The organism is Sodalis sp. RH21, assembly GCF_047324175.1.
In the GTDB taxonomy this organism is placed as follows: domain Bacteria; phylum Pseudomonadota; class Gammaproteobacteria; order Enterobacterales; family Enterobacteriaceae; genus Acerihabitans.
Genome location: NZ_CP178732.1, coordinates 5176250 through 5196893, shown reverse-complemented (window position 1 = coordinate 5196893; position 20644 = coordinate 5176250). Strand labels below are relative to the sequence as shown.

Here is a 20644-nt window from a genome sequence, read left to right as displayed (position 1 = left end):
GGGACGGGAAAACGGCCCGGCCGTTTTCCCGTTAAAGCGCTTGCAGGCGATCCCGCCCGCTATCCCCGCCCCACCGGGCGGGCGGCGGTTAAAAATGGGTATTCAGGCTAAGATAAAACGTTCTGCCCGGCTCGTTATAGGTAGCGGCGCCGGCGCCGTACATATAGGCGTTGGTGGCGGCGTTGCCGGTGGTCTGGGCATTGCCGGCGCGGAACTGGCGCTTATCAAACACATTATCGATGCCGAGCGTCAGGCTGGCATATTTAGTCATATCATAGGTACCGCTCAGGCCGACAACCGCATAAGGACTGACCTCGTTGGTTTCGCTGCCGGTGACCCGTTCGCCCTTGTAATTGTATTTTTTCGGTTTCTGGCGTCCATACCAGGAGAGAGTGGACTGCACCGAAAGATCCTGGCGCGCCTGCCAGCTCAGGGTCGAGTTAAGGGTGTATTCGGGAATAATCGACAGATAATCACCGGTCTCTTTATTCTTGCTTTCGAGCATATAGGTGAGGTTATTACTCCAGGTAATATTGGTGCTGACCGGAATATTCAGCGACCCTTCCAACCCTTGCACCACGGCCTTGGGCACGTTTTCCCAACGGTAAATATCGGAAGCGCCGTTAGTGGATACGCCGGTCGGTACATAACCCGCCTCGATTTTATCGCGGTAATCATTGCGGAAATAGGTTATCCCCGCCTGATAGCCGTCGCGTTTAAATTCCAGCCCGATCTCTTTGTTAATGCTGGTTTCCGCTTTCAGATCGTCATTACCCAAAAGATAGCATCCGCCGGTGCTGGCGGCGCAGCCCTGGCCGCGGCTATAGAGCAGGTAATTGGGGTTGGTCTGGAACAGGCTGGGCGCTTTATAGGCGCGGGCGATACCCATTTTCAGCGTGAAATCATCCCCCAGTCCCTGCGATAGATTCAGCGACGGGCTCCAATTGTCGCCGACAATGGAGTGATGGTCGAAGCGCAGGCCCGGCACCAGCATGGTACTGCCGGTCAGTTCCATATTATCTTCAGCGAACAGCGAGAAAATATCCGCCGAGGAGTAGGGGCTGCGCCCGGTGCTGGAAACGCCCGGAATGGGACCGCCCAGCAGGGTTTGGGTATTGGACGCGGGGTCCTTCATTTTCTGCTGGTTCCACTCGCTGCCGAAGGTGACGGTCTGATTGACCCCCAGTTCAAACGGTACGCTGAGTTCCGTATGTCCCAACAGGCTGTCCAGCTGGATGGTGGAGAAGTCATCGTTGGCGAAGATACCCTCGGTGCCGCCGGCCAGCCCTTCGTTCAGGCGGGTATTTTTAGTGCGTTCATATTGCACATAGTTTATGGTGCTGACGCCGCTGTCCCAGGTACCGCGATAGGTCATGGCATGGGTTTGGCGATAAATACGGTTGGTTTCATTGCCGTAATTATCCTGCACCAGCGCGCTGGTATTGGTATTTTGCGTGTCGCCGGCGTAAATGTTGCCCTGGCGGCTGTAAGTGGTTTCAAACTCCAGCGAGTGCATCGGCGCTAAATCCCAACGCAGCAGGGCATCGATATTTTTGTCCCTGACCCCTTCGCGCCCGGCCGGGATGGTATCGCTATAGGTGCCGGTGCGCAGGGACTGATGGCCGTCGTTGATATCCTGCGCGTCGGCCTGGGTTTTACTGTAGCCGCCGGTGAGGCGGAAACTGAACTGGTCGTTCAGCGGGCCGGCCAGGCTGAAATTGGTGCGTTTGGTGGACCCTTCATCGTCATGCTGCGGCATATTCAGGTAGGTGTTCCAAGAACCGTGCCACTGCTGGGTATCGCGTTTGGTGATAATATTCACCACGCCGCCCGCCGCTCCGTTACCGTAGCGCGCCGCGGCAGGGCCGCGAATCACTTCGACGCGTTCGATCATTTCCGGCGGCACCCAGGCGGTATCGCCGCGGGTGTCACGCTCGCCCCGCCACCCCTGGCGTACCGAGTTGCGGCTGCTGACCGGCCGGCCGTCGATCAGGATCAGGGTGTTTTCCGGTCCCATGCCGCGAATATCGATCTGGCGATTATTGCCGCGCTGTCCGCTGGTGGAGTTGCCGGTCAGATTGACGCCGGGCATGGTGCGGATGATTTCCGACAGATCCCGCGCCGGGGGGCGCTTTTTGATTTCATCGGCGCTGATGGTGGAAACCCCCGGGGCCTGCAAATTTTGCTGCGCGGCGGTAACCACGATGGTATCGTCGGCGTCGGTTTCTACGGGGGCGGCGGTTTCAGCGGAAGCACCGGTTTGGGCGGTGGTGGCGGCTATGGCGAATGCTGAAGTTCCCAAACCCAGACCGATAAGAGTCGCTAAGGAATAACGCGATAAGGTGGTGTTCATGAATTTCCCTGGAGAATTGCCAACCCTAAAACTGCGCTGTGTGTAATCCGTGCAGTATGGCCGGGCCGGACGATCTAAATAGTAATAACCATGGGCGATCCTGAAAACAGGTCGATGCCCGGCGACGGCGGCGCAATGTTAGCTTGCTATTAACTTATTGTTAAAAATAAGCTATTTTGCGCGGCCGGCTGCCATTTTGGCCGCTTTTTTGCCCCTGAAGGCGGTCCAGAAATGGTGCTTTTACACACTATTGCAAATAGAAATAATTATCAATAGTATTGCGTTTACGTTTTGTGTAAAAGTTCCCAACCGGTGAAAAAAATGACCCTTACAGACAGCGAGACAGGCAGCGATGATTGGTGGCGGGAAGTCGCACGCCGCGGTACGCCCTGGATTGGCGCCGGCGAGAACGACGGCTGCTGCCGGGTAACCTTTCTGTGGCGCGATCCGCAGGGCGATGAACTGACGTCTCCCATCCGCCGGGTATGGCTTAATATCACCGGTGTTACCGATCATCACCAAAACGCCGGCCCGCAGGGACTGTCGCGTCTTGCGGGTACCGATGTCTGGCACTGGACCACCGAGCTGAGCGCTACCTGGCGGGGCAGTTACTGTTTTATTCCCCGCACCGACGATTGCCCCTTCGGCGCCGGCAACGGACCCACCGCTATGGCGGAACGACGCAACGTATGGCGGGGGCTGCTGGCCGGGGCCCAGGCCGATGCGTTTAATCCCCTGCGGTCCTGGATGGGCGCGCGGGGCCATGCGGTTTCCGGCGCGCATCTGCCGCTGGCGCCGGCGCAGACGGCCTGGCGCGAATTCGACACCCAGGGCCCAATGGCGCCGCCGCCGCCCGCCGCGCTCGAACGCCGCCGCTGGCACAGCGACCGGTTGGGCAATAGCCGCGATATCTGGATATTTACCACCGGCCAGGGCGATCCTGCCCGCCGGCCGCTGGCCATTTTGCTTGACGGCCGGTTCTGGTCCACGCAAATGCCGGTTTGGGCGCCGCTGATGCAACTGACCGCCGGCGGGCAATTGCCGGAGGCGGTCTATTTATTGATTGATGCGGGCGATACCGCGCGGCGCGGGCGGGAATTGCCCGGTAATGCGCAATTCTGGCTGGCGGTGCAGGAGGAGCTATTGCCCCGGCTGGGGGAATGGGCGCCGTATCACTCCGACCCGGCGACCACGGTGGTGGCCGGGCAAAGTTTTGGCGGCCTGTCGGCCATGTATGCCGCGTTAAACTGGCCGGAGCGTTTTGGCTGCGTGCTAAGCCAGTCCGGCTCCTACTGGTGGCCGAACCGGGATCTGGCCGCGCCGGGCGAATCATGCCGCCTGCTGCGCCAGTTGGAAGACGGCCTGGGCGCGGGCGGGTCGCTGAAAATGTTTATCGAAGCCGGGCAGCGGGAGCCGCTGATCCGTCAGGTCAACGATCGCCTGGTGGCTATCCTTGGCCGGACGCGGCATCGCGTCACCTACCGCGTGGTGGACGGCGGCCATGACGCGCTGTGCTGGCGCGGCGGACTGCTGGACGGGCTGCGCGATCTCTGGGCGGGGTTATGATCGTCCCAGGGGGACGATAAGCGGCGTATGGGACACCGGATCGTCGATGATCAGGCAGCGCAGGCCGAACACTTCCTCCACCAGCTCGGCGGTGATAATATCCCCCGGCGCGCCCTGCGCCACAATGCGGCCGTCGCGCATGGCCACTAAATGGCTGGCATAACGGCAGGCATGATTAAGATCGTGCAGTACCACCACCAGCGTATGGCCGTGGTCGCGGTTTAATTGGCGCAGCAATTCCAGCAAATCGATTTGATGGGCGATATCAAGCCAGGTGGTCGGTTCGTCGAGCAGCAGCAGGGGCGTTTGCTGGGCCAGCACCATCGCTATCCATACCCGCTGGCGCTGTCCCCCCGATAATGTATCCACCGGCCGGTGCGCCAGTTCGCCGACGCCGGTGGCGGCCATGGCCTCCCTTACCGCCCGCTCATCCTGCTCGCGCCAGCGGCCGAACACGGATTGATGCGGATAACGCCCGCGCGCCACCAGATCGCCGACGGTAATATCCCCCGGCGCGCTGGAGCTTTGCGGCAATAGACCCAGCCTGCGCGCCACTTCCTTGGTGGCGTAACCGCCGATCTCCCGGCCGTCGAGCCATACCGTGCCGTCGGTGGGCCGCATCAGGCGGCTCAGGGTGCGCAGCAAGGTGGATTTGCCGCAGGCGTTGGGCCCGATAATCACCGTCAGCTCGCCGTCGGGAATGGTGATGGACAAGTCGCGGGCAATAATTTTTTTATCATAGGCCAGGGTAAGATGCTCGCCCCGCAGTCGGGCGGGGGGAAGGGAGTGAACGCTCATTTTTTTTGCGATTCCCGGATTAATAGACCTATCAGGTAGATACCGCCGATACTGACGGTAATCACCCCGACGGGCAGTTGATAAGGGATAAACAGGCGCTGCGCGGCCAGATCCGCCGCCAGCAGCAGCAGCGATCCGGTCAGGGCGGCCAGGGGGATTGCCTGCGCGCCGGTGCCGCCCAGCCTGCGTGAGATTTGCGGCGCCACCAGGGCGACAAACGATATCGGCCCCGCCGCGGCGGTGGCGGCGGCGGTCAGCGCCACGCCCGCCAGCATCAGGTACAGGCGCGATCGCTCCACCGTCACGCCGAGGGCGCAGGCGGTATCGTCGCCCATTTCCAGCAGGCGCATCCGGCGCGCCAATGCCAGCGCCAGCAGCAGCGCCGCCGTAATTACGCCGGCCGCCGGCAGGCTCTTCGCCCAGGTAATGCCGTTAAGCGAGCCGGCGCTCCATAACCCGGCGGTCAGCGCCGATTCCAGGGAGGCGCTTACCACCAGCCAGGTATTAAACGACATCAGCAGGGCGCGCACGGCGATACCGACGATAATCAGCCGGAAAGTTTGTACGCCGTTGCGCCAGGCCAGGAGATAGACCAGGGCGGCGGTAAGCAGTCCGCCGGCCATCGCGGCGCCCGAGATGGCCAGATAGCTGCTGTTGAACACCACTATGGCGATCAATACCCCGCTATAGGCGCCGATATTAAATCCTATCACGTCCGGGCTGCCCAGGGGGTTGCGCAGCAGGGACTGGAAAATCGCCCCGCTGGCGCCCAGGGCCGCCCCCAGCAGCAAGGCCACCGCCACGCGCGGTAATCGCCACTGCGTTACGATGGTCTGGATATTGCGCGGGGCCGCCCCGCGCAGGGCATCCACCACTTGCCCGGCGCTTAACGACAGCGAGCCGGTACCCAAGGCCCAAATCGCCAGCAGCACGCAGCCGGCCAGCAGCAGGGCGCCGGCAATCCAGGGACGGGCGTACCGGGTCATAAACGGGCCACCGCGCGGTGATAACGCACCAGCGCGATAAGCACCGGCGCACCGATAAATGCGGTCACTATCGACACCCGCAGCTCCCCCGGCACGATCAGCCGTCCGATAATATCGCTGCTTAACAGCAATACCGGCGTCAGTAGTAAGATCCAGGGCAGTAGTCTTTGATGGTCCGGACCCGCCAGCCGGCGCGCCACATGGGGCATCATCAGCCCGATGAAGGCGATAGGCCCCACCAGGGCGGTGGCCCCGCCGCACAATAGGGTAACGGCCGCCACCCCGAGCAATTGGGTCGTACCGACCCGCGATCCCAGGGCGGTGGCCAGATCGCTGCCCATGCCCAGATTGTTTAACGACCGGGCCAGGGACAGGGCCAGCAGGGCGCCCAGGACGATAAACGGCGCAACCGCCTTAATGGCCGCCATGCTGCGGATATCCAGGGTGCCGGTCTGCCAGAAACGCAACTGATCGTAGACCAGCGGATTAAGCAGCGAGATGCCGGAAGCCATGCCCTCCAGCACCGCGCCCAGCGCCACGCCCGCCAGGGTCAGGCGGATGGGGTTTAACCGTCCGCCCCCCGCCGCGCCGATAAGCGACACCAGCAGGGTGGCCAGCAGCGCGCCGGCAAAGGCAAACCAGAGATAATCATCCACCGCGCCGGCGCCGAAAAACGTGATCCCCACCACCACCGCGAAGGCCGCGCCGGCGTTCACCCCTAAAATACCGGGGTCGGCCAGCGGATTGCGGGTCAGGGTTTGCATCAGCGCGCCGGATAATCCCAGGGCGACCCCGGCCAACAGACCGGCGAGGGTGCGGGGCAGGCGGCCATGCAGCACGATAACGCAATCGGCGCTGACGCACTGGCCGCCCAGCGCGGCCAATACGGTATCGGCGGGTAGCGTTTTGGCGCCGATAAACAGACTGGCGACCATGACCAGCGCCAGCAGCAGACCAGCTAACAGTAATCCCGGGAGTTGGCGCGTCATAAAGAAAAACCACAAACAGATATGATAACGATTGTTGTTATCATTATTAATTAAAGGATTGGAGATTACCATGAATGGCGCGCTTTAGGCAGCGCGGCGGTATGCCGTTCCGCCAGCGACTGCGCCATGCTTGATATGCGTCAAAAAATCAGGGACGGGCAAACTGCTGTTCCAGGCGCGTCAACAGATTGCCGGCGCTGTAATAATCCAGCCGGAAGGTATCGCCGCCCAAAGCATAGACCCGCTGCTGCCGCACCGCCGGCAGATGGGCCAGAAAGGGGTTGGCCAGCAGGGCCCGGACATCGGCTTCGCCGCCGGCGAACAGCAGGAAGGTTTGCCCGTTCAGCCCGCTGGCCAGATTTTCGCCGCCGAGCTGGAGGATATCCTTGCGCTGGCCCATGCTGTGGCTTTCACCCAACGCGGCGGGGGGCGTGGCCAGGATAAAGCCCAGTTCTTGCAGCAATTGCCCTTGCGGGGACGCGGCGGTCCACAGGTTGGCCGCCTTGCCGTCTTGATGATAAACCAGCGCCGAGACCGGCTGTGGCGGCAACGCGAGCCGCGATTTTAACTGCTGTTCGCGCCGGTCGAATTGATCGATAACCTGCGCTGCCTCGGTTTCCCTGCCTGTGGCCTGGCCTAACTGCAGCGCCAGTTGCTGCCAGCTTTTATCGTCATAATTCACCACCAGCGTGGGCGCTATCGCCGCGAGGCGATCGTACAGGGGCAGGGCCGAATCGCCGCCGGTGGCGGCGATCACGATCAGATCGGGGTTCTCCCCGGCGATGGCTTCCGCGTCAGGCTCGCCGATATACAGCCGTTTTACCCCTTGCGCCCTGGCCACCTCGCCCCATTGCCGCAAAAACCCCTGGTCGTCTGCGACCCGGTTGTTGGGCGTGGTGGCGCCGCTGGCAATCACCGGCGCGCCGATGGCCAACAGGGTGCCGGTGACGGTAACGCTGGTGGAGACGATGCGCCGCGGCGGCTGTTCCAACGTCAGGCTGCCGCCGTTCAGGCTGGCGATTTGCCGCGGCCAGGTGGCCGTGGCGGCGTGGCTTAGCGCGCTGCAAAGCAGCAGCAGAACGGACAGGACGGGGAGGGACAGAACCGGAAACCTTACGGGATGGACGCGCATTACGGGTTATTCCTGAAGTGGACTTTAATCAATAATGAGTATCATTTTCATATCTCATCGGATAAAAGTCCACCGCAAATATCAGCTTACTCAGAACGGGCCAACGCCGGCCATACCGCCATCCAGGTGGCAATGATTCCATCGAGGTCTTCACGGGTGGCGCCTTCCCGCGCCTGCACCGACATGCCGTGCAGGGCGCACATCAGGCTTTTGGCCAGCGCCGGGGCATTGATGCGATCCGGCAGCTCGCCGCTCGCCTGGCGCCGCTGCAAAAAATCCACCAGCTGTTGTTCCTGGCGATGGTGCCGGGCGCGCAGCATATGCGCCACGTCATCGGATGATGATGACAGCGCGGCGGACGTACAGGTCAAAAAGCAGCCTGACGGCAGTTCGGTGTCGGTGAACATGGACGCGGCATCGCGGAGATACTCTTCCACTACCTCGGCGACCGGGCGCCCGGCATCGCTCAAGACGCATTTGCCGCGCTGGGCGAACAGGGCGGTATAACGCTCGACGGCGGCGCGGAACAGGCCTTCTTTATTGCCGAACTCGGTATAAAGCGTCGGCGCCTTGGCGCCGGTGCCCTTGACGAGATCGGACATTGACGTCGCTTCATAGCCATGGCGCCAGAATAAGACCAGCGCTTTATCCAGGGCGTCATTGCGGTCAAACTGTTTAGGACGCCCCGGCCCCTTTTTGACACACGCCTCACTCTGTGTGTCCATAAATTCCTCTCTTAGTGTTGTCGGATGATACCCATATAATTAACGATCATTAATTAAAATACAAGCACCGCGTGACAATACTGACGGCAAAGCCCCGTCCTGATCCCGATCTTTAGTGGAAAAATCAAAAAAAATAAACTTTAACATTTTATTTTTCAGTAGGTTGATTATTATATTAACGATCGATAATAAAAAACAGTTGATCGCTTCCAGCGTCAGGGTTAGTATTTAGTTATCGAACGTTAACAAATTAACGTCGCCAACAAAATCCTGATTAACCATCACCTGTTTAACGATAAGAGAGAACAGTATGAAAAACGTAAAATATGCCGCAGCCGCCATCGCCCTGAGCGCATTGTCCTTTGGTAGTTTTGCCGCCGACCTGGTCACTTCCGCGCCGGCCGGCCAGCAGCAGATCGGGGTGATTTCCGCCACCGGCGGCAGCAACCTCTCTTCCCTGGAAGGGCAGTTAGCCGCCAAAGCCGCCGAGTCAGGCGCCAAATCGTTCCAGATTACCTCCACCACCGGCCAGAACAACCTGCACGGCACCGCGGTAATCTATGAATAATCCGTTGAGAACGGGGCGGCCGGTTATCCCGGCCCCCCGTTTTCATTGGTTACCCGCCCGTTACTCCTCGAACGACCCCAAATAATCGCTCTTGCCTATCGCCAACCCCTGATTGCGCAAAATATCGTAAGCCGTGGTGACATGGAAAAACAGGTTGGGCAGCGCCAGCCGGAACAGGTAATCATAACCGCTGAACGTCCTGGCGGTGCCGCGCATGTTCATTACGATCGGCCGCACGCCGGCATGGGCGAACGGTTCACGGGGGAGTCCGTTAAGATAAGCGATGGTTTTCGCAATCCGTTCCTGCAATTGCGCGAAGGTGGTTTCGGTATCCGGAAAGCTGGGAATTTCGCCGCCGGACAACCGCGCCGCGCAGGATTTCGCCGCGTCGCTGGCGGATTGCACCTGCCTGGCCAGGCTGAACATATCCGGCGCCAGGCGGGCATTAACCAGCGCCGACTCGTCGATACCCTGCTCGGCGGCAAAGGCCGTCGCTTTATGCAGCAGCGCGGATAAATTATTCAGCGCCCGGATAAATACGGGGATCGAAGCTTGGTAAAAAGTGAGATCTTGTACCGGATTAGCCATGTTGGTTTTCTCATCGTTATATGATGTAGGGAAATCGGCCCGATTACCGGGCCGTCATCAAGGTAGGACGGGGTGCCCCGGCCGTCAACGTTTTTTAACGATCGCTATTGAATTCAGCGGGGCGACGGGACATCAGCCGCCGGCGGCCTTGGCCAGGCAACTTTGATGGCGCTGATCGACGCGGCGGGCAAACCAGGCGGTGGTAAGCGTGCGGGTAATTTTCGGGCTTTCCAGCGTAATGCCGGGCAGCATGGCCCTTGGCAGCGGCTGGCCGCGTCCTTGGTCCGCCAGGGCGAACACGCGCTGGTAAAGGTCGGTCTCCTCAAAATCCAGCCGCTCGCCTTTCTCCAGCGCGCGCCTGATGGCCGCCGCGCTGATATCCAGCCGTTTGCCCAGGGAAAGCACCGCCAGCTCCGTGGCGCCCGGCGTGGCGGAACCATAATTTATCAGGTCGCCGTCCAGGGCCAGCGGTTTGCCCGAGATCCGGCCGACGGCATTTTGAAAGGCGGCGTTGCGGCTGGCGTACCAGCCGGCATTGAAATCGGCAAAACGGAAGATCTGCCGGTCGTAATGGGCCGGGTAGCCCAGCAGGTGGGTGATACCGAAGTACAGACCGCCGCGGCGGCTGAACACCTCGCGGCGTATGGTGCCGTCGACGGGGTAGGGATAGCCTTTGGCATGGGCTTCGGCAAAGGCGATGCTTACCTGCATCGGCCCGCCGGTATGCACCGGGTTCAGGTTGCCGAACAGCCGTTGCCCCATCGGCACCATGCCGATAAAGTCGTCGAAAATAGCGCTCAGCTCTTTTTCGGAGCGCACGGCATCCAGGCGTTCGCTATAGCTTTTGCCGTTGGGGGACGGAATATGCAGCGCGGCGTGCACCACCATGGCCGGGATATGCACCTGGGCTGCGCGGCGGTCAATCTCGGCCCAGGCGATTTTGCCCAGCCCCGGTACCGGGGCGTCGGCCTGGAAGCCGGATTCCTGCCCGGCCACCGCCAATACGGAGCACAGGTTTTCGGTGGACGGGTCCAGGTCCTGCGCGGCAAACGCCGCATAGATATCCTTCGCCCAGCCGGCGCGATCGGCGGTGTTCGCCGGCAACAGCTTAACGATTTTCGCCCGTACGTCCTGCGGACTCGGCGCGGGGGCCTGCGCCTGCCGGTGCTGGGTGCCACAGCCGGCCAGCGTCAGCAGCAGCGCCAGGACGGCAAGGCGTCCTGCCTGGCGCTGCTGGGCCGCCGCGCCGCGGACGGCGGGTACTATGCGCTGTGGGCGCTGTGGGCGCTGTGGGCACTGTGGCAAAAAAACGAATGACATCGGGCCGGTTAATCCTGTTGGTGGTTGGGGTAAATAGCGGGGAAGACATGCTCCCCGCCGCGATTACCGGGGATGGCGCAAGGCGGCGCGGTAAGATACTCCGCGCCAGGATAACAGATAGTACAGCGCCCCGGCGGCGATCAGCGCGGGCAGCGTGGCGCCTATCTGCGCATAAACTTGCGCCATTAGCTGGTAAACGGCGATGCCGCAGCCCCAGGACAAAAACGCGCGCCAGGACAGCGCCGCGCCCGGCGCGAGATCCCGGCGCCGGCGGATCGCGAAATGCTCCACCAGCACCACGCCGAATAAAGGCGCAAACACCGAACCGATTAATAACAGGAAATTTTCATATTGCGACAGGGGCGCCCGCCAGGCGATCAGCGTACAGACCAAACCGATAATCAGCGTCAGCGGCTTGACCCGCAGCGGCAATAACAGCGCCGAGGACAAGGTCGCCGAATGGATGTCGGCGAAGGCGTTTTCATTTTCATCGATCAGGATCAGCAAGAGCGGAATGCCCAAGGCGGCGCCGGACAGGGCGACCAGCAGCGCATTGGCGTCGCCGTCGCCGGTATAGGCCAGCGCGTAGGCGCCGCCCAGGGCCATCATCCACAGCCCGCCCAGCAGATAGCCGCTCAGCGTGCCGAAAAAGCTTTGGCGGGCGCTTTTGCCGAACCGGGTATAATCCGCCACCAGCGGCAGCCAGGATAACGCCATGGAAATGACGATATCGCAACCCGCCGCAAACGGCAGCGAACCGTTGCCGGCGGTCGCGGCCAGCTTGGCTAAATCCGCATGCCGCCATAGCGACCAGCTTAACCAGGCGCAGGCAAACAGCAGCAGCCAGATGCCAAAGCGCCGCAATACCAGCCGGATAAACGCCAGCGGCCCGCCCAGGGCCAGTCCGGTGGCGCACAAGCCGAACACCCAGGTCCACAGCGCGGGATTGGCCCACATGCTCCCGCTGCCCAGGGCGCGCGCCGCCAGCAGGCTGGCCGCGTCGCGCATCATCACGATTTCAAACGCCCCCCAGCCGATAAGCTGCAATACATTGAGCACGGCGGGCACCGACGCGCCGGTGTTGCCCAGGCTGAAAGCCATGGTGGCCATGGCCGAGCGCCCGGTGTCATAACCAATCACTCCGGACAATGCCAGCAGGACGCTGCCCGCCAGCGAGCCGATCGCCACGGCATACAGCGATTCCAGCATGCCCAGGCCGGGAGCCAGCACGGCTCCGGCTTGCAGTACCGCCAGGCCGATGCCTAACGAAAACCATAGCGAGAACAGATCGCGCCATCCCAAAATGCGATCGCCAGCGGTGGTCACCCGACCCGGGGAGTAGGTATTGCTATTTTTCATGGGGTTATTTCATATAGCAGAGATACGCCACGATAGCATATCTGCGCAATGGTTCGCAGGCTAATCACGTCCGGCGGGCCGGCTGATAATCAGGCGCAGCGAGCCGTCAAAATAGGGCTGTCGGCGCAAATGCCCGTAGCGGGCGTCCCAACTGCCGTCAGCCAGATCGCGGCTTAAATCCCTGGCGAACCGATCGGCGATGGCGGGATCGGCAAAACTCCATGCGGAATTTGCCCGGCGCGCGCCCGGATCGAGCAGCCGCTCGGGCCGGCCGTAATACGCCTCGCTAAAACCATCGGTGCAGTTCAGGGGAATCGGCACCGGCAGCACCTAGAATATTATAAGAAATTCAATCTCACTATAATCTATGGTGTTAATATATTATGGCTAGTAACATTTTTGGCTTGAAGAATTGTTTTTAGCGTATGCCATTTTTGTTAAATAGATAACTCCACACTATATTTACCCTCTCTATTTAGTGATTTGACTAACAGCAATGAAGAGGGTCTATTCGACGAAAAATTTATTCCCGCGGCGCTTCCAGCGCCAACTGGGTCAGCCACAAGCGGGTATCGAATTCCAACTGATGATAGCGCGGCTCCATATGGCAGCACAGCTGGTAAAACGCCTTGTCGTGCTCTTTTTCCTTAAGATGCGCCAGTTCATGCACCACGATCATGCGCAGGAAATCCGCCGGAGCGGTTTTGAATACCGTGGCGATACGGATCTCCGCCTTGGCTTTCAGTTTGCCGCCCTGCACGCGGGACACCGCGGTATGCAGGCCCAGCGCATTTTTCAGCACATGGATTTTACTGTCCCAGGCCACCTTATTCACCGGGGCGGCATTGCGCAGATAGTGATTTTTTAAATCCAGCGTATATACGTACAGCGCCTTGTCGCTGGTGACAGCGTGCGCGGCGGGATAGCGTTTCGCCAGCACGTCGCCCAGGCGTTGTTCCGCGATAAGCGTGCGTACCTGCGCCAGCAGATGCTCGGGGTAGCCTTGCAAATAAATCAGTGGTGTCATAACAGCCCTATAGCGCGGCCATAAAACAAGCCGGAGAGCTTAATATTACCGGAAAAAGCCGAGGGTGGCCGCCCGTAGGGACATTTTTTATCGGGGCGGGGGCTTGTTCGCGCCGACGCCGGCGCTATCGGGACGGGGCGGACCGGGCCTGATGTCCCATACCGGCCCGCGGCACGGGTCAGGAATACCGCTGGTTCCCGCCCGTGCTGTTATGCCATGGCCCGCGGCGCATTAGGCCCGATGCCCCTCCGAGGCGGCCAGCTCGGCGGCCGAAGCTTGCCGCGCCTGATGCTCCTCGCGGAATTTCTGCCGATCCCAGGCTAAAAAGAACGGGTAGTAAATCACCATGGAGATCGCCAGGTTAACCACCTGGATCACCGTGCCGGAGATGTGGCCGCCGGTAGCCAGATAGCCGCTGATAAAGATGGGCGTGGTGAAGGGCAGCGCAATGCCCACCGGCGGCGTCACCAGCCCGGTCGCCATGGCGGTATAAGTGACGATGACCAGCACCACCGGGGTCAGGATAAACGGCAGGAAAAAATAGGGGTTCATGACCAGCGGAATGCCAAACACCATCGGCTCGCTGATATTAAACAAGCAGCCCGGCGCGGCGATTTTCCCCAGCTGTTTCATTTGCGCGCTGCGGCTGCGCAGCAGCATAAAAATCACCAGTCCCAGCAGTGCGCCGGTCCCGCCGGGGGCGATCCACAAATCATAGAATTGCTGGGTAATAATGTGCGGGATCGGTTGATTGGTTTGAAACGCGGTCAGGTTCTCCGACATATTGGACAGCCATACCGGCTGGATAAACACCAGGACGATGGCGTCGCCGTGCAAACCCAGGGTCCACAGCAGCCCGATCAGGATCACCGAGAAAATCATGCCCGGCAGCGTGCCGCCGATATGATGCATCGGGATACCGATAATCGTGGCGATCATGGTATTGATATCGCCGAACGGCGTGGCCTCCACGATCAGCCGCAGCGCCAGGATCACCGCCAATACGCAAAAGCCCGGAATCAACGCCAGAAACGATTTGGCCACCGCCGGCGGCACCCCTTCCGGCATGGTGATAACCATATTGCGGTTATGCACAAACCGGTAAATCTCGGTGGAAAGTATCGCCACCACGATGGCCACGAACAAGCCCTGGCTGCCGATAAAATTCATCGGCAGCACGCCTTTGACCATTTGTTCCGCCGCGCCCTGTACCGGAGTGAACAAGGTGTGCTGAGGAATGGTCATAATAAACGCCACTAGCGAGACGGCGCCGGTAGTGAGCGGGTCAAGGCCGCGGTATTTTTCCGCCAGCCGGTAGGCGATGCCAAAACTGGAGATAATGGCCATGATGTCGTATGTGGCTTTAACCGGATAAAGCAGTTTATCGCGCCAGGCATCGCCGAAAATCTCCCCCATAAAATGGGCATAACTGGGAATAGGCAAATAGGCAAAGATCAGGAAAAAAGAGCCGATTAACATAAACGGCATATTCAGGATAATACCGTCGCGTACCGATAATATATGTTTCTGGCCGGCGATTTTTAACGCTGTTGGCAATATATAACGTTCGAGAATACTATTTACACGAGACATAATCCCCCCTTCTCCGGCGGTTGCGGAGTGTAGCCTGATTGTTTTTATGGGCAGTGCCGGGCTATTTAATTAAATTGCGGCAAATAGCGCCGGTTCTGGCTTAACACCTCGGACAGCATCGTTTCCGCAATTGCGACATTGCCGATCAGCGGATTGACCACCAGCGCCAGGAGCGCGCTTTTGCGGCAACCGTGTACCGCGGCTTCAATGGTCAGGCGTTCGAAATCTTTTACCTGCTGCGTCAGGCCGTTCATGGCCGGCGGCAATGCCCCGAAACTCAACGGGTGGGCGCCCTGGGCGTCAACCACGCAATTGGTTTCGATTACCGCATCGTCGGGCAAACCCTGGATAGCGCCATTATTGCGGGTATTCACTACTAATATTTTGCCGGAATTATTATGAATGGCGCGGATCAGTTCGACGGCGACTTCCGAATAAAAGGCCCCGCCGCGCAGGCTGAGCTGTTCGGGCTTTTTATCCAGCTCGGGTTGGGCATACAGGGCAAACAGCTCCGCTTCGATCTTCATGACCTGTTCCGCCCGCGTGCCGCCCTCCCGCGCCGCGGCTATTTCCTCTTCCAGCATGGCGGCGGTCTGGTAAAAGTAGCGATGGTAAGGGCAGGGAATGGCGCCCAGGGCTTGCAAGAACGCCGGCGGCCAGGGCACATCTTTAATATTGTTCATGGTCAGCGTTTCGCCGTCGCTCAGCAAATCGATGACCCGGCGGGTGACATCCTGGCCGCGCAGCGTGACCTGATGCACCCATACCATATGATTGAGGCCGGCGAAACGCAGATCCACGTCAGCGCGCGGCGCCTTGAGCATATCGGCAATCATATGGTGCATGGATACCGGCACATTACACAGCCCGATGATTTTGGCCTTGCTATAGCGGGACACCGCCTCGGTTACGATGCCGGCCGGGTTGGTGAAATTAATAATCCACGCGTCGGGGGCCACCGCTTCCACGGTGCGCGCCACCTCAAGCATGACCGGGATGGTGCGCAGCGCTTTGGCGAAACCGCCGACGCCGGTGGTCTCCTGCCCGAGCAAATTAAAGGATAATCCCAGCCGTTCGTCCCCGGCCCGCGCGGCGAGCTGGCCGACCCGCAGCTGGGTCAGGACGAAGCTGGCGCCGCGGATCGCCTCTTCCAGGCTAAAATGCACCGATACCACGACCTGCTCCAACCCGTTGCGCTTAAGCATGCGCCGCGCCAGCGCCGCGATAATATTCACTTTTTCACGGCCCGATTCCACGTCCACCAGCGCCAGTTCGGTGAGCGCGACTTCATGGTGATAGTTAATCAATCCTTCAACCAGTTCCGGTGTATAGCTGCTGCCACCACCAATCACGGTTATTTTAGTCATGGTGTGCCCCTTGCGGTATTCGGCGATAAAGTTCTATCAGATCGGCGGCTAAATCCTGTACCAGCATGGCGTTCATCAAATGATCCTGCGCATGCATCAGAATTAAACTGCACGGTATTTTTCCACTGCCTTCATCTAAACTGATTAACTGCGTTTGTATTTTGTGCGCCAGGGATATGGCGGCCCTGGCCTCGGCCATTCCCGCCAGGGCGGCGCCGGTATCCCCGTGCCTGGCCTGCCGCAATGCGGTTAATAAACTACTTCTGGCGCTGCCGGCCTGGATCAATAACTCCATTACGCTGCTTTCCAGATCCATATTGCCCCCCGTTTGCCGCTGTTCAGGCATAGCTCACCCGGCGCGTGAAGCAAAACATTCACGCGTTGATTTAATTAAGAGGCGTCAGGAAATAAGGCTAAGCGCTTTATCCAATACTTTATCCCCACGCATGGTGCCGTAATCCAGCATATCGATTACCGCCACGGGTTTACCCAGCGGCGTGGCAATGGCGGATAACCGGGAATATTCATATTTCACCTGCGGGCCAAGCAGAATAATATCCGCCTGCGCCACCACTTGTTCAAATTCCGCCACCGGGATCGCCTGGATATCGATCTCCAATTCGCGTTTTTTAGCCTCGGCTTTCATTTTTTGCACCAGCATGCTGGTGGACATGCCGGCGGCGCAGCATAAAATAATCTTTTTCATTTTTTTGCTTCCCTATAACAGGCAATCCTCGCTTGGTATAAACATAAAACAGCAGCGATGACCGGTTGTAAATACCTTGGGCCCATAGCTTTTAATTATGGAAATAAAAAATCATTAAAAAACAGCAAGTTGAAAACATCTGTCAATGAAAATATTTTTCATCAATGTGATCATCATCGATTTTTATGAAAAATTCAAGATGTGCAATTTATTATAACATGTTGATTTAAAGTGATTTATAAATAAAGTCTTTTTTCATGACGCCCCATACGCCAAAATTGTGAGGGACCTATGAAAAATATTTTCACTGAGGTATCCTAAGGGCCAGGCCTTTAACCGGTACGCAAACTACGTTAATTTGATCGGGGCTGGCCGGTCGGCGCAAAAATGGGACATCTTGGTCATGGATATCGTTTATCAAATTCAGTTCAGGCAAAACCAATTTAATCGTCAGGAAGCCAGGGTCGCCAAAACCATCCTGGAGAATCCCACGTTCGCTTCCACCGCGACTATCGATCAATTGGCGGCCCGGGCCGGCGTGAGCAAGGAAATTGTCGGCAATTTCGCCAAATCCCTGGGTTGCGCGGATCTGAACGATTTTATTTATCGTATGCGTGAACAGCAGCCCCCGGCCGCGGCCGCCGAAATCCCGGTCGCGCCGCCGGTATTAGGCAATATGGACGTGGCGTTTGCCTCGGCCTCCGCCATTGGCAAGCTGCCGGGCGTCAGCGCCGCGGCCATCGGCCTGTTTGCCCGCTCGATTGGCGCTGAAGAAGATATTGGCGATATTATTTACCAAATCCGCGCGCAGCTTAATCAGCTTAGCCAGCAGGAAGCCAAAGTCGCCCAGGCGATCCTTGACGATGTGCCGTTCGCCTCGTCGGCCACTATTGAGCAATTGGCTGCGCAGGCCGGAGTCAGCCCCGCCACCATCACCCGCTTTGCCAAATCCATTGGCTGCGATGATATCCGCGATTTGCGCATGAAGCTGGCGCAGGCCAGCGCCGTCGGTTCACGTTATTTGCCCGCCGCGCCCCCCGTGCCGGACTCCATCCCTTTGCTGTGGCGCCAGACGGTGGCGGAGATCGAGCAGACTTTGCACCGGCACTTGCTGCAATTCGAAGCGCGGGCGTTTACCCGCGCCAGCGAAATTTTAAACCAGTCGCAGGGTATTTATCTGTTCAGCACCGGCAGCAGCGCCACGCTGCTGGCCAACGATTTGCAGCACCGGTTAATGCGCGCCGGTTATCCGGCGTTTGCTTACCATGACGCTGAAATGATGCGTATCACGGCGGCTAATTTGGGGCCGCGGCAGGCGGTGCTGGCGCTCTCCATGACCGGGGAAAACCCGGATCTGCTGGCCGCCGCCCGCATTGCCGGAGGGTACGGCGCCCCGGTTATCGCCATGGTTCCCGCGGCCAGCGCCCTGGCTACGCTGGCGGGGGTGGTTCTGCCGCTCAATACCGACAGCGTGGCGACTATTTCCCAATCGGGGGCGGCGCGTTACGGCCTGTTATTGACCCTCGATCTGCTGCTGACGCAGTTGGCCCTCCAGGCGCCGGAAGAACGAAAGGCCCAGCTCGAACGCGCGCGCCGGGCGCTGGACGATATGGCATAAGCCGGGGTTCCTCTCTTAATTCCTCTTCCCTCCATTGTGTGCGGCAGCTCACTTTCTGGCATTATTTGCCGGTTGGCCGTTTCATAATAAAACGTCGCCGGCGGCGCAATGTTTCATAATGGAACTTTTTCCGCCGCTATCACCCTGCAAGAATCTCCGCTTTATAGTAAGTACCCATAGCCTATTTCTTATCTCTCTGATGGCGGAGCAACGTATGAAAAAATTAATCAACAGCGTTGAAGCGGTACTGCACGAACAACTGCACGGCCTGGTGGAGGCCCATCCCGAACTGCGATTGCACGAGGAACCGCTGTTTGTGACCCGCAGCGCGGGTGCGGCGGCCGGCAAAGTGGCGTTAATGTCCGGCGGCGGCAGCGGCCATGAACCGATGCATTGCGGATATGTCGGCGAAGGCATGCTGGCCGGCGCCTGCCCCGGCGAAATTTTCACTTCCCCGACGCCGGATCAGATGTATGACTGCGGGCAGGCCATTGACGGCGGTCAGGGCGTACTTATGCTGATCAAGAACTATACCGGCGATATCCTGAATTTCGAGACGGCGGCGGAGTTGCTGCACGCCAGCGGAACGGCCGTCGCGACGCTGGTGATTGACGATGACGTGGCGGTGAAAGACAGCCTGTTTACCACCGGCCGGCGCGGGGTGGCCAATACCGTACTGATTGAAAAACTGCTCGGCGCCGCCGCCGCGCGCGGCGATTCGCTGGATGAATGCCGGGCGCTGGGGGAGCGCATCAATAATCAGGGGCACTCGCTGGGCATCGCCCTGGGCGCCTGCACCGTACCGGCCGCCGGCAAGCCGTCGTTTGCGCTGGCGGAAAACGAGATGGAGTTCGGCATCGGCATTCACGGCGAACCCGGTATCGAACGCCGTCCTTTCGGCTCGCTCAACGAGACGGTGGACAGCATGTTTACCACCCTGATCGAGCATGGTCATTATCAGCGCACCCTGCGCCACTGGGATCGGCTGGCGGGGGACTGGCAGGAGACGCGCCAGACCAAGCAGGCGCTGGCCAAAGGCGATCGGGTGATTGCGCTGGTGAACAATCTGGGGGCCACGCCGTTATCCGAACTGTATGGCGTCTGGCACCGCCTGGCGCAGTGCTGCGATGAGTTCGGCCTGACGATTGAACGCAAGCTTATCGGGTCCTACTGTACTTCGCTGGATATGCAGGGCATCTCCATCACCCTGCTCCAAGTCGACGATCCGCTGCTGGCATTATGGGACGCACCGGTTAATACCCCGGCCCTGCGTTGGGGCTGCTAATTCCTGGAGGAACGAATGGTTATCACCAAACAGCATATTGTCGGTTGGCTGGAGCAGTGCGCCGCGGTTTTTACCGCCCAGCGGGTGTTCCTGACCCAGCTGGATTCGGATATCGGCGACGGCGACCATGGCCTGAATATGAACCGCGGCTTTGATAAAGTGCTGGAGAAATTGCCGTCGGTGGCGGACAAGGATATCGGGTTTATTTTAAAGAATACCGGCATGACGCTGCTGTCGAGCGTGGGCGGGGCCAGCGGCCCGCTGCTGGGCACGTTCTTTATTCGCGCGGCGCAAAGCACCAATGCCAAGCAAAGCCTCGATTTGCCGGCGCTCTGCCTGATGCTGAAAGAGGGGGCGGAGGGCGTGGTGATGCGCGGCAAAGCGGAGCCGGGGGATAAAACCATGTGCGATGTCTGGCTGCCGGTGGTGGACGAATTGGAGCAGGCGCGGGATCAAGACCTGACGATCGTGGATGCGCTGCAACGGGGCGTGACCCGGGCGCAGCAGGCGCTGGCGGCCACGATTACCATGCAGGCGCGCAAAGGGCGGGCCAGTTATCTGGGCGAGCGCAGCATCGGCCATCAAGATCCCGGCGCCACCTCGGCCATGCTGATGATCGAGGCGCTTTACCAGGTGGCCAGCCGTGAATAAGCGCACGGCGGGA

The 20644-nt window shown here is 59.6% G+C and carries 20 protein-coding genes; 5 read left to right on the top strand and 15 right to left on the bottom strand.

What is annotated here, in order from left to right:
- Positions 1-88: 88 nt before the first annotated feature.
- Positions 89-2353, bottom strand: coding sequence for a TonB-dependent siderophore receptor (locus tag ACL2XP_RS24015; protein ID WP_413735862.1), 2265 nt, complete (start codon positions 2351-2353; stop codon positions 89-91).
- 321 nt (positions 2354-2674) lie between these two features.
- Here ACL2XP_RS24015 and fes point away from each other — a divergent pair, with 321 nt between their 5' ends.
- Entirely contained in the window at positions 2675-3919 is a 1245-nt protein-coding gene (gene fes, locus ACL2XP_RS24010) for an enterochelin esterase (RefSeq protein ID WP_413735860.1), read from the top strand.
- Here the strand turns inward: fes and ACL2XP_RS24005 are convergent.
- The 5 genes from ACL2XP_RS24005 to ACL2XP_RS23985 form a co-directional block, all read right to left on the bottom strand.
- Positions 3914-4717: an ATP-binding cassette domain-containing protein gene (locus ACL2XP_RS24005; RefSeq protein ID WP_413735858.1), complete on the bottom strand. Its 804-nt coding sequence runs from the start codon at positions 4715-4717 to the stop codon at positions 3914-3916. The two genes, fes and ACL2XP_RS24005, sit on opposite strands and share 6 nt — an antisense overlap.
- Positions 4714-5703 (bottom strand): iron-enterobactin ABC transporter permease, encoded by a 990-nt coding sequence (gene fepG / locus ACL2XP_RS24000; protein WP_413735856.1) that lies wholly within the window; start codon positions 5701-5703, stop codon positions 4714-4716. The genes ACL2XP_RS24005 and fepG overlap by 4 nt, the downstream gene beginning before the upstream one ends.
- Positions 5700-6692, bottom strand: a complete 993-nt coding sequence (fepD, locus tag ACL2XP_RS23995; protein WP_413735855.1) for a Fe(3+)-siderophore ABC transporter permease — start codon at positions 6690-6692, stop codon at positions 5700-5702. The genes fepG and fepD overlap by 4 nt, the downstream gene beginning before the upstream one ends.
- A 148-nt stretch (positions 6693-6840) precedes the next feature.
- Positions 6841-7824, bottom strand: a complete 984-nt coding sequence (gene fepB / locus ACL2XP_RS23990) for a Fe2+-enterobactin ABC transporter substrate-binding protein (RefSeq protein WP_413735853.1) — start codon at positions 7822-7824, stop codon at positions 6841-6843.
- Positions 7825-7910: 86 nt separating this feature from the next.
- Entirely contained in the window at positions 7911-8549 is a 639-nt protein-coding gene (locus ACL2XP_RS23985) for a TetR/AcrR family transcriptional regulator (protein ID WP_413735852.1), read from the bottom strand.
- A 310-nt stretch (positions 8550-8859) separates the two neighbouring features.
- On the opposite strand from ACL2XP_RS23985, the gene bhsA reads away from it, so the two are divergent.
- Positions 8860-9117: a multiple stress resistance protein BhsA gene (gene bhsA, locus ACL2XP_RS23980; protein ID WP_413735851.1), complete on the top strand. Its 258-nt coding sequence runs from the start codon at positions 8860-8862 to the stop codon at positions 9115-9117.
- A gap of 60 nt (positions 9118-9177) precedes the next feature.
- Here bhsA and ACL2XP_RS23975 read toward each other — a convergent pair whose 3' ends face one another.
- The 9 genes from ACL2XP_RS23975 to ACL2XP_RS23935 all read right to left on the bottom strand — a co-directional run bounded on the left by ACL2XP_RS23975 (position 9178) and on the right by ACL2XP_RS23935 (position 17077).
- Positions 9178-9705 (bottom strand): DUF1993 domain-containing protein, encoded by a 528-nt coding sequence (locus ACL2XP_RS23975; protein WP_413735849.1) that lies wholly within the window; start codon positions 9703-9705, stop codon positions 9178-9180.
- A gap of 132 nt (positions 9706-9837) precedes the next feature.
- Positions 9838-11025, bottom strand: coding sequence for a DUF1615 domain-containing protein (locus ACL2XP_RS23970; RefSeq protein ID WP_413735847.1), 1188 nt, complete (start codon positions 11023-11025; stop codon positions 9838-9840).
- A gap of 63 nt (positions 11026-11088) precedes the next feature.
- A complete protein-coding gene (cytX, locus tag ACL2XP_RS23965; RefSeq protein ID WP_413735846.1) occupies positions 11089-12384 on the bottom strand; it encodes a putative hydroxymethylpyrimidine transporter CytX in 1296 nt (431 codons plus the stop codon).
- Between the two features lie 60 nt (positions 12385-12444).
- A complete protein-coding gene (locus tag ACL2XP_RS23960; protein WP_413735844.1) occupies positions 12445-12705 on the bottom strand; it encodes a hypothetical protein in 261 nt (86 codons plus the stop codon).
- 202 nt (positions 12706-12907) lie between these two features.
- Positions 12908-13411: a YgjP-like metallopeptidase domain-containing protein gene (locus ACL2XP_RS23955; protein ID WP_413735842.1), complete on the bottom strand. Its 504-nt coding sequence runs from the start codon at positions 13409-13411 to the stop codon at positions 12908-12910.
- A 231-nt stretch (positions 13412-13642) separates the two neighbouring features.
- Entirely contained in the window at positions 13643-15004 is a 1362-nt protein-coding gene (celB, locus tag ACL2XP_RS23950) for a PTS cellobiose transporter subunit IIC (RefSeq protein WP_413735841.1), read from the bottom strand.
- 65 nt (positions 15005-15069) lie between these two features.
- Complete coding sequence (locus ACL2XP_RS23945; RefSeq protein ID WP_413735840.1) at positions 15070-16371, bottom strand: 6-phospho-beta-glucosidase; 1302 nt, start codon at positions 16369-16371, stop codon at positions 15070-15072.
- Positions 16364-16687, bottom strand: coding sequence for a PTS lactose/cellobiose transporter subunit IIA (locus tag ACL2XP_RS23940; RefSeq protein WP_413739279.1), 324 nt, complete (start codon positions 16685-16687; stop codon positions 16364-16366). The genes ACL2XP_RS23945 and ACL2XP_RS23940 overlap by 8 nt, the downstream gene beginning before the upstream one ends.
- 84 nt (positions 16688-16771) lie before the next feature.
- Entirely contained in the window at positions 16772-17077 is a 306-nt protein-coding gene (locus tag ACL2XP_RS23935) for a PTS sugar transporter subunit IIB (RefSeq protein ID WP_413735839.1), read from the bottom strand.
- Positions 17078-17480: 403 nt separating this feature from the next.
- On the opposite strand from ACL2XP_RS23935, the gene ACL2XP_RS23930 reads away from it, so the two are divergent.
- The 3 genes from ACL2XP_RS23930 to dhaL all read left to right on the top strand — a co-directional run bounded on the left by ACL2XP_RS23930 (position 17481) and on the right by dhaL (position 20631).
- Positions 17481-18695, top strand: coding sequence for an SIS domain-containing protein (locus tag ACL2XP_RS23930; RefSeq protein ID WP_413735838.1), 1215 nt, complete (start codon positions 17481-17483; stop codon positions 18693-18695).
- 214 nt (positions 18696-18909) lie between these two features.
- Positions 18910-19980 (top strand): dihydroxyacetone kinase subunit DhaK, encoded by a 1071-nt coding sequence (gene dhaK, locus ACL2XP_RS23925; protein ID WP_413735836.1) that lies wholly within the window; start codon positions 18910-18912, stop codon positions 19978-19980.
- Positions 19981-19995: 15 nt separating this feature from the next.
- The gene (dhaL, locus tag ACL2XP_RS23920; RefSeq protein ID WP_413735835.1) at positions 19996-20631 is read left to right on the top strand and encodes a dihydroxyacetone kinase subunit DhaL; all 636 of its coding nucleotides are present in this window, start codon (positions 19996-19998) and stop codon (positions 20629-20631) included.
- The last annotated feature ends 13 nt before the right edge of the window (positions 20632-20644 follow it).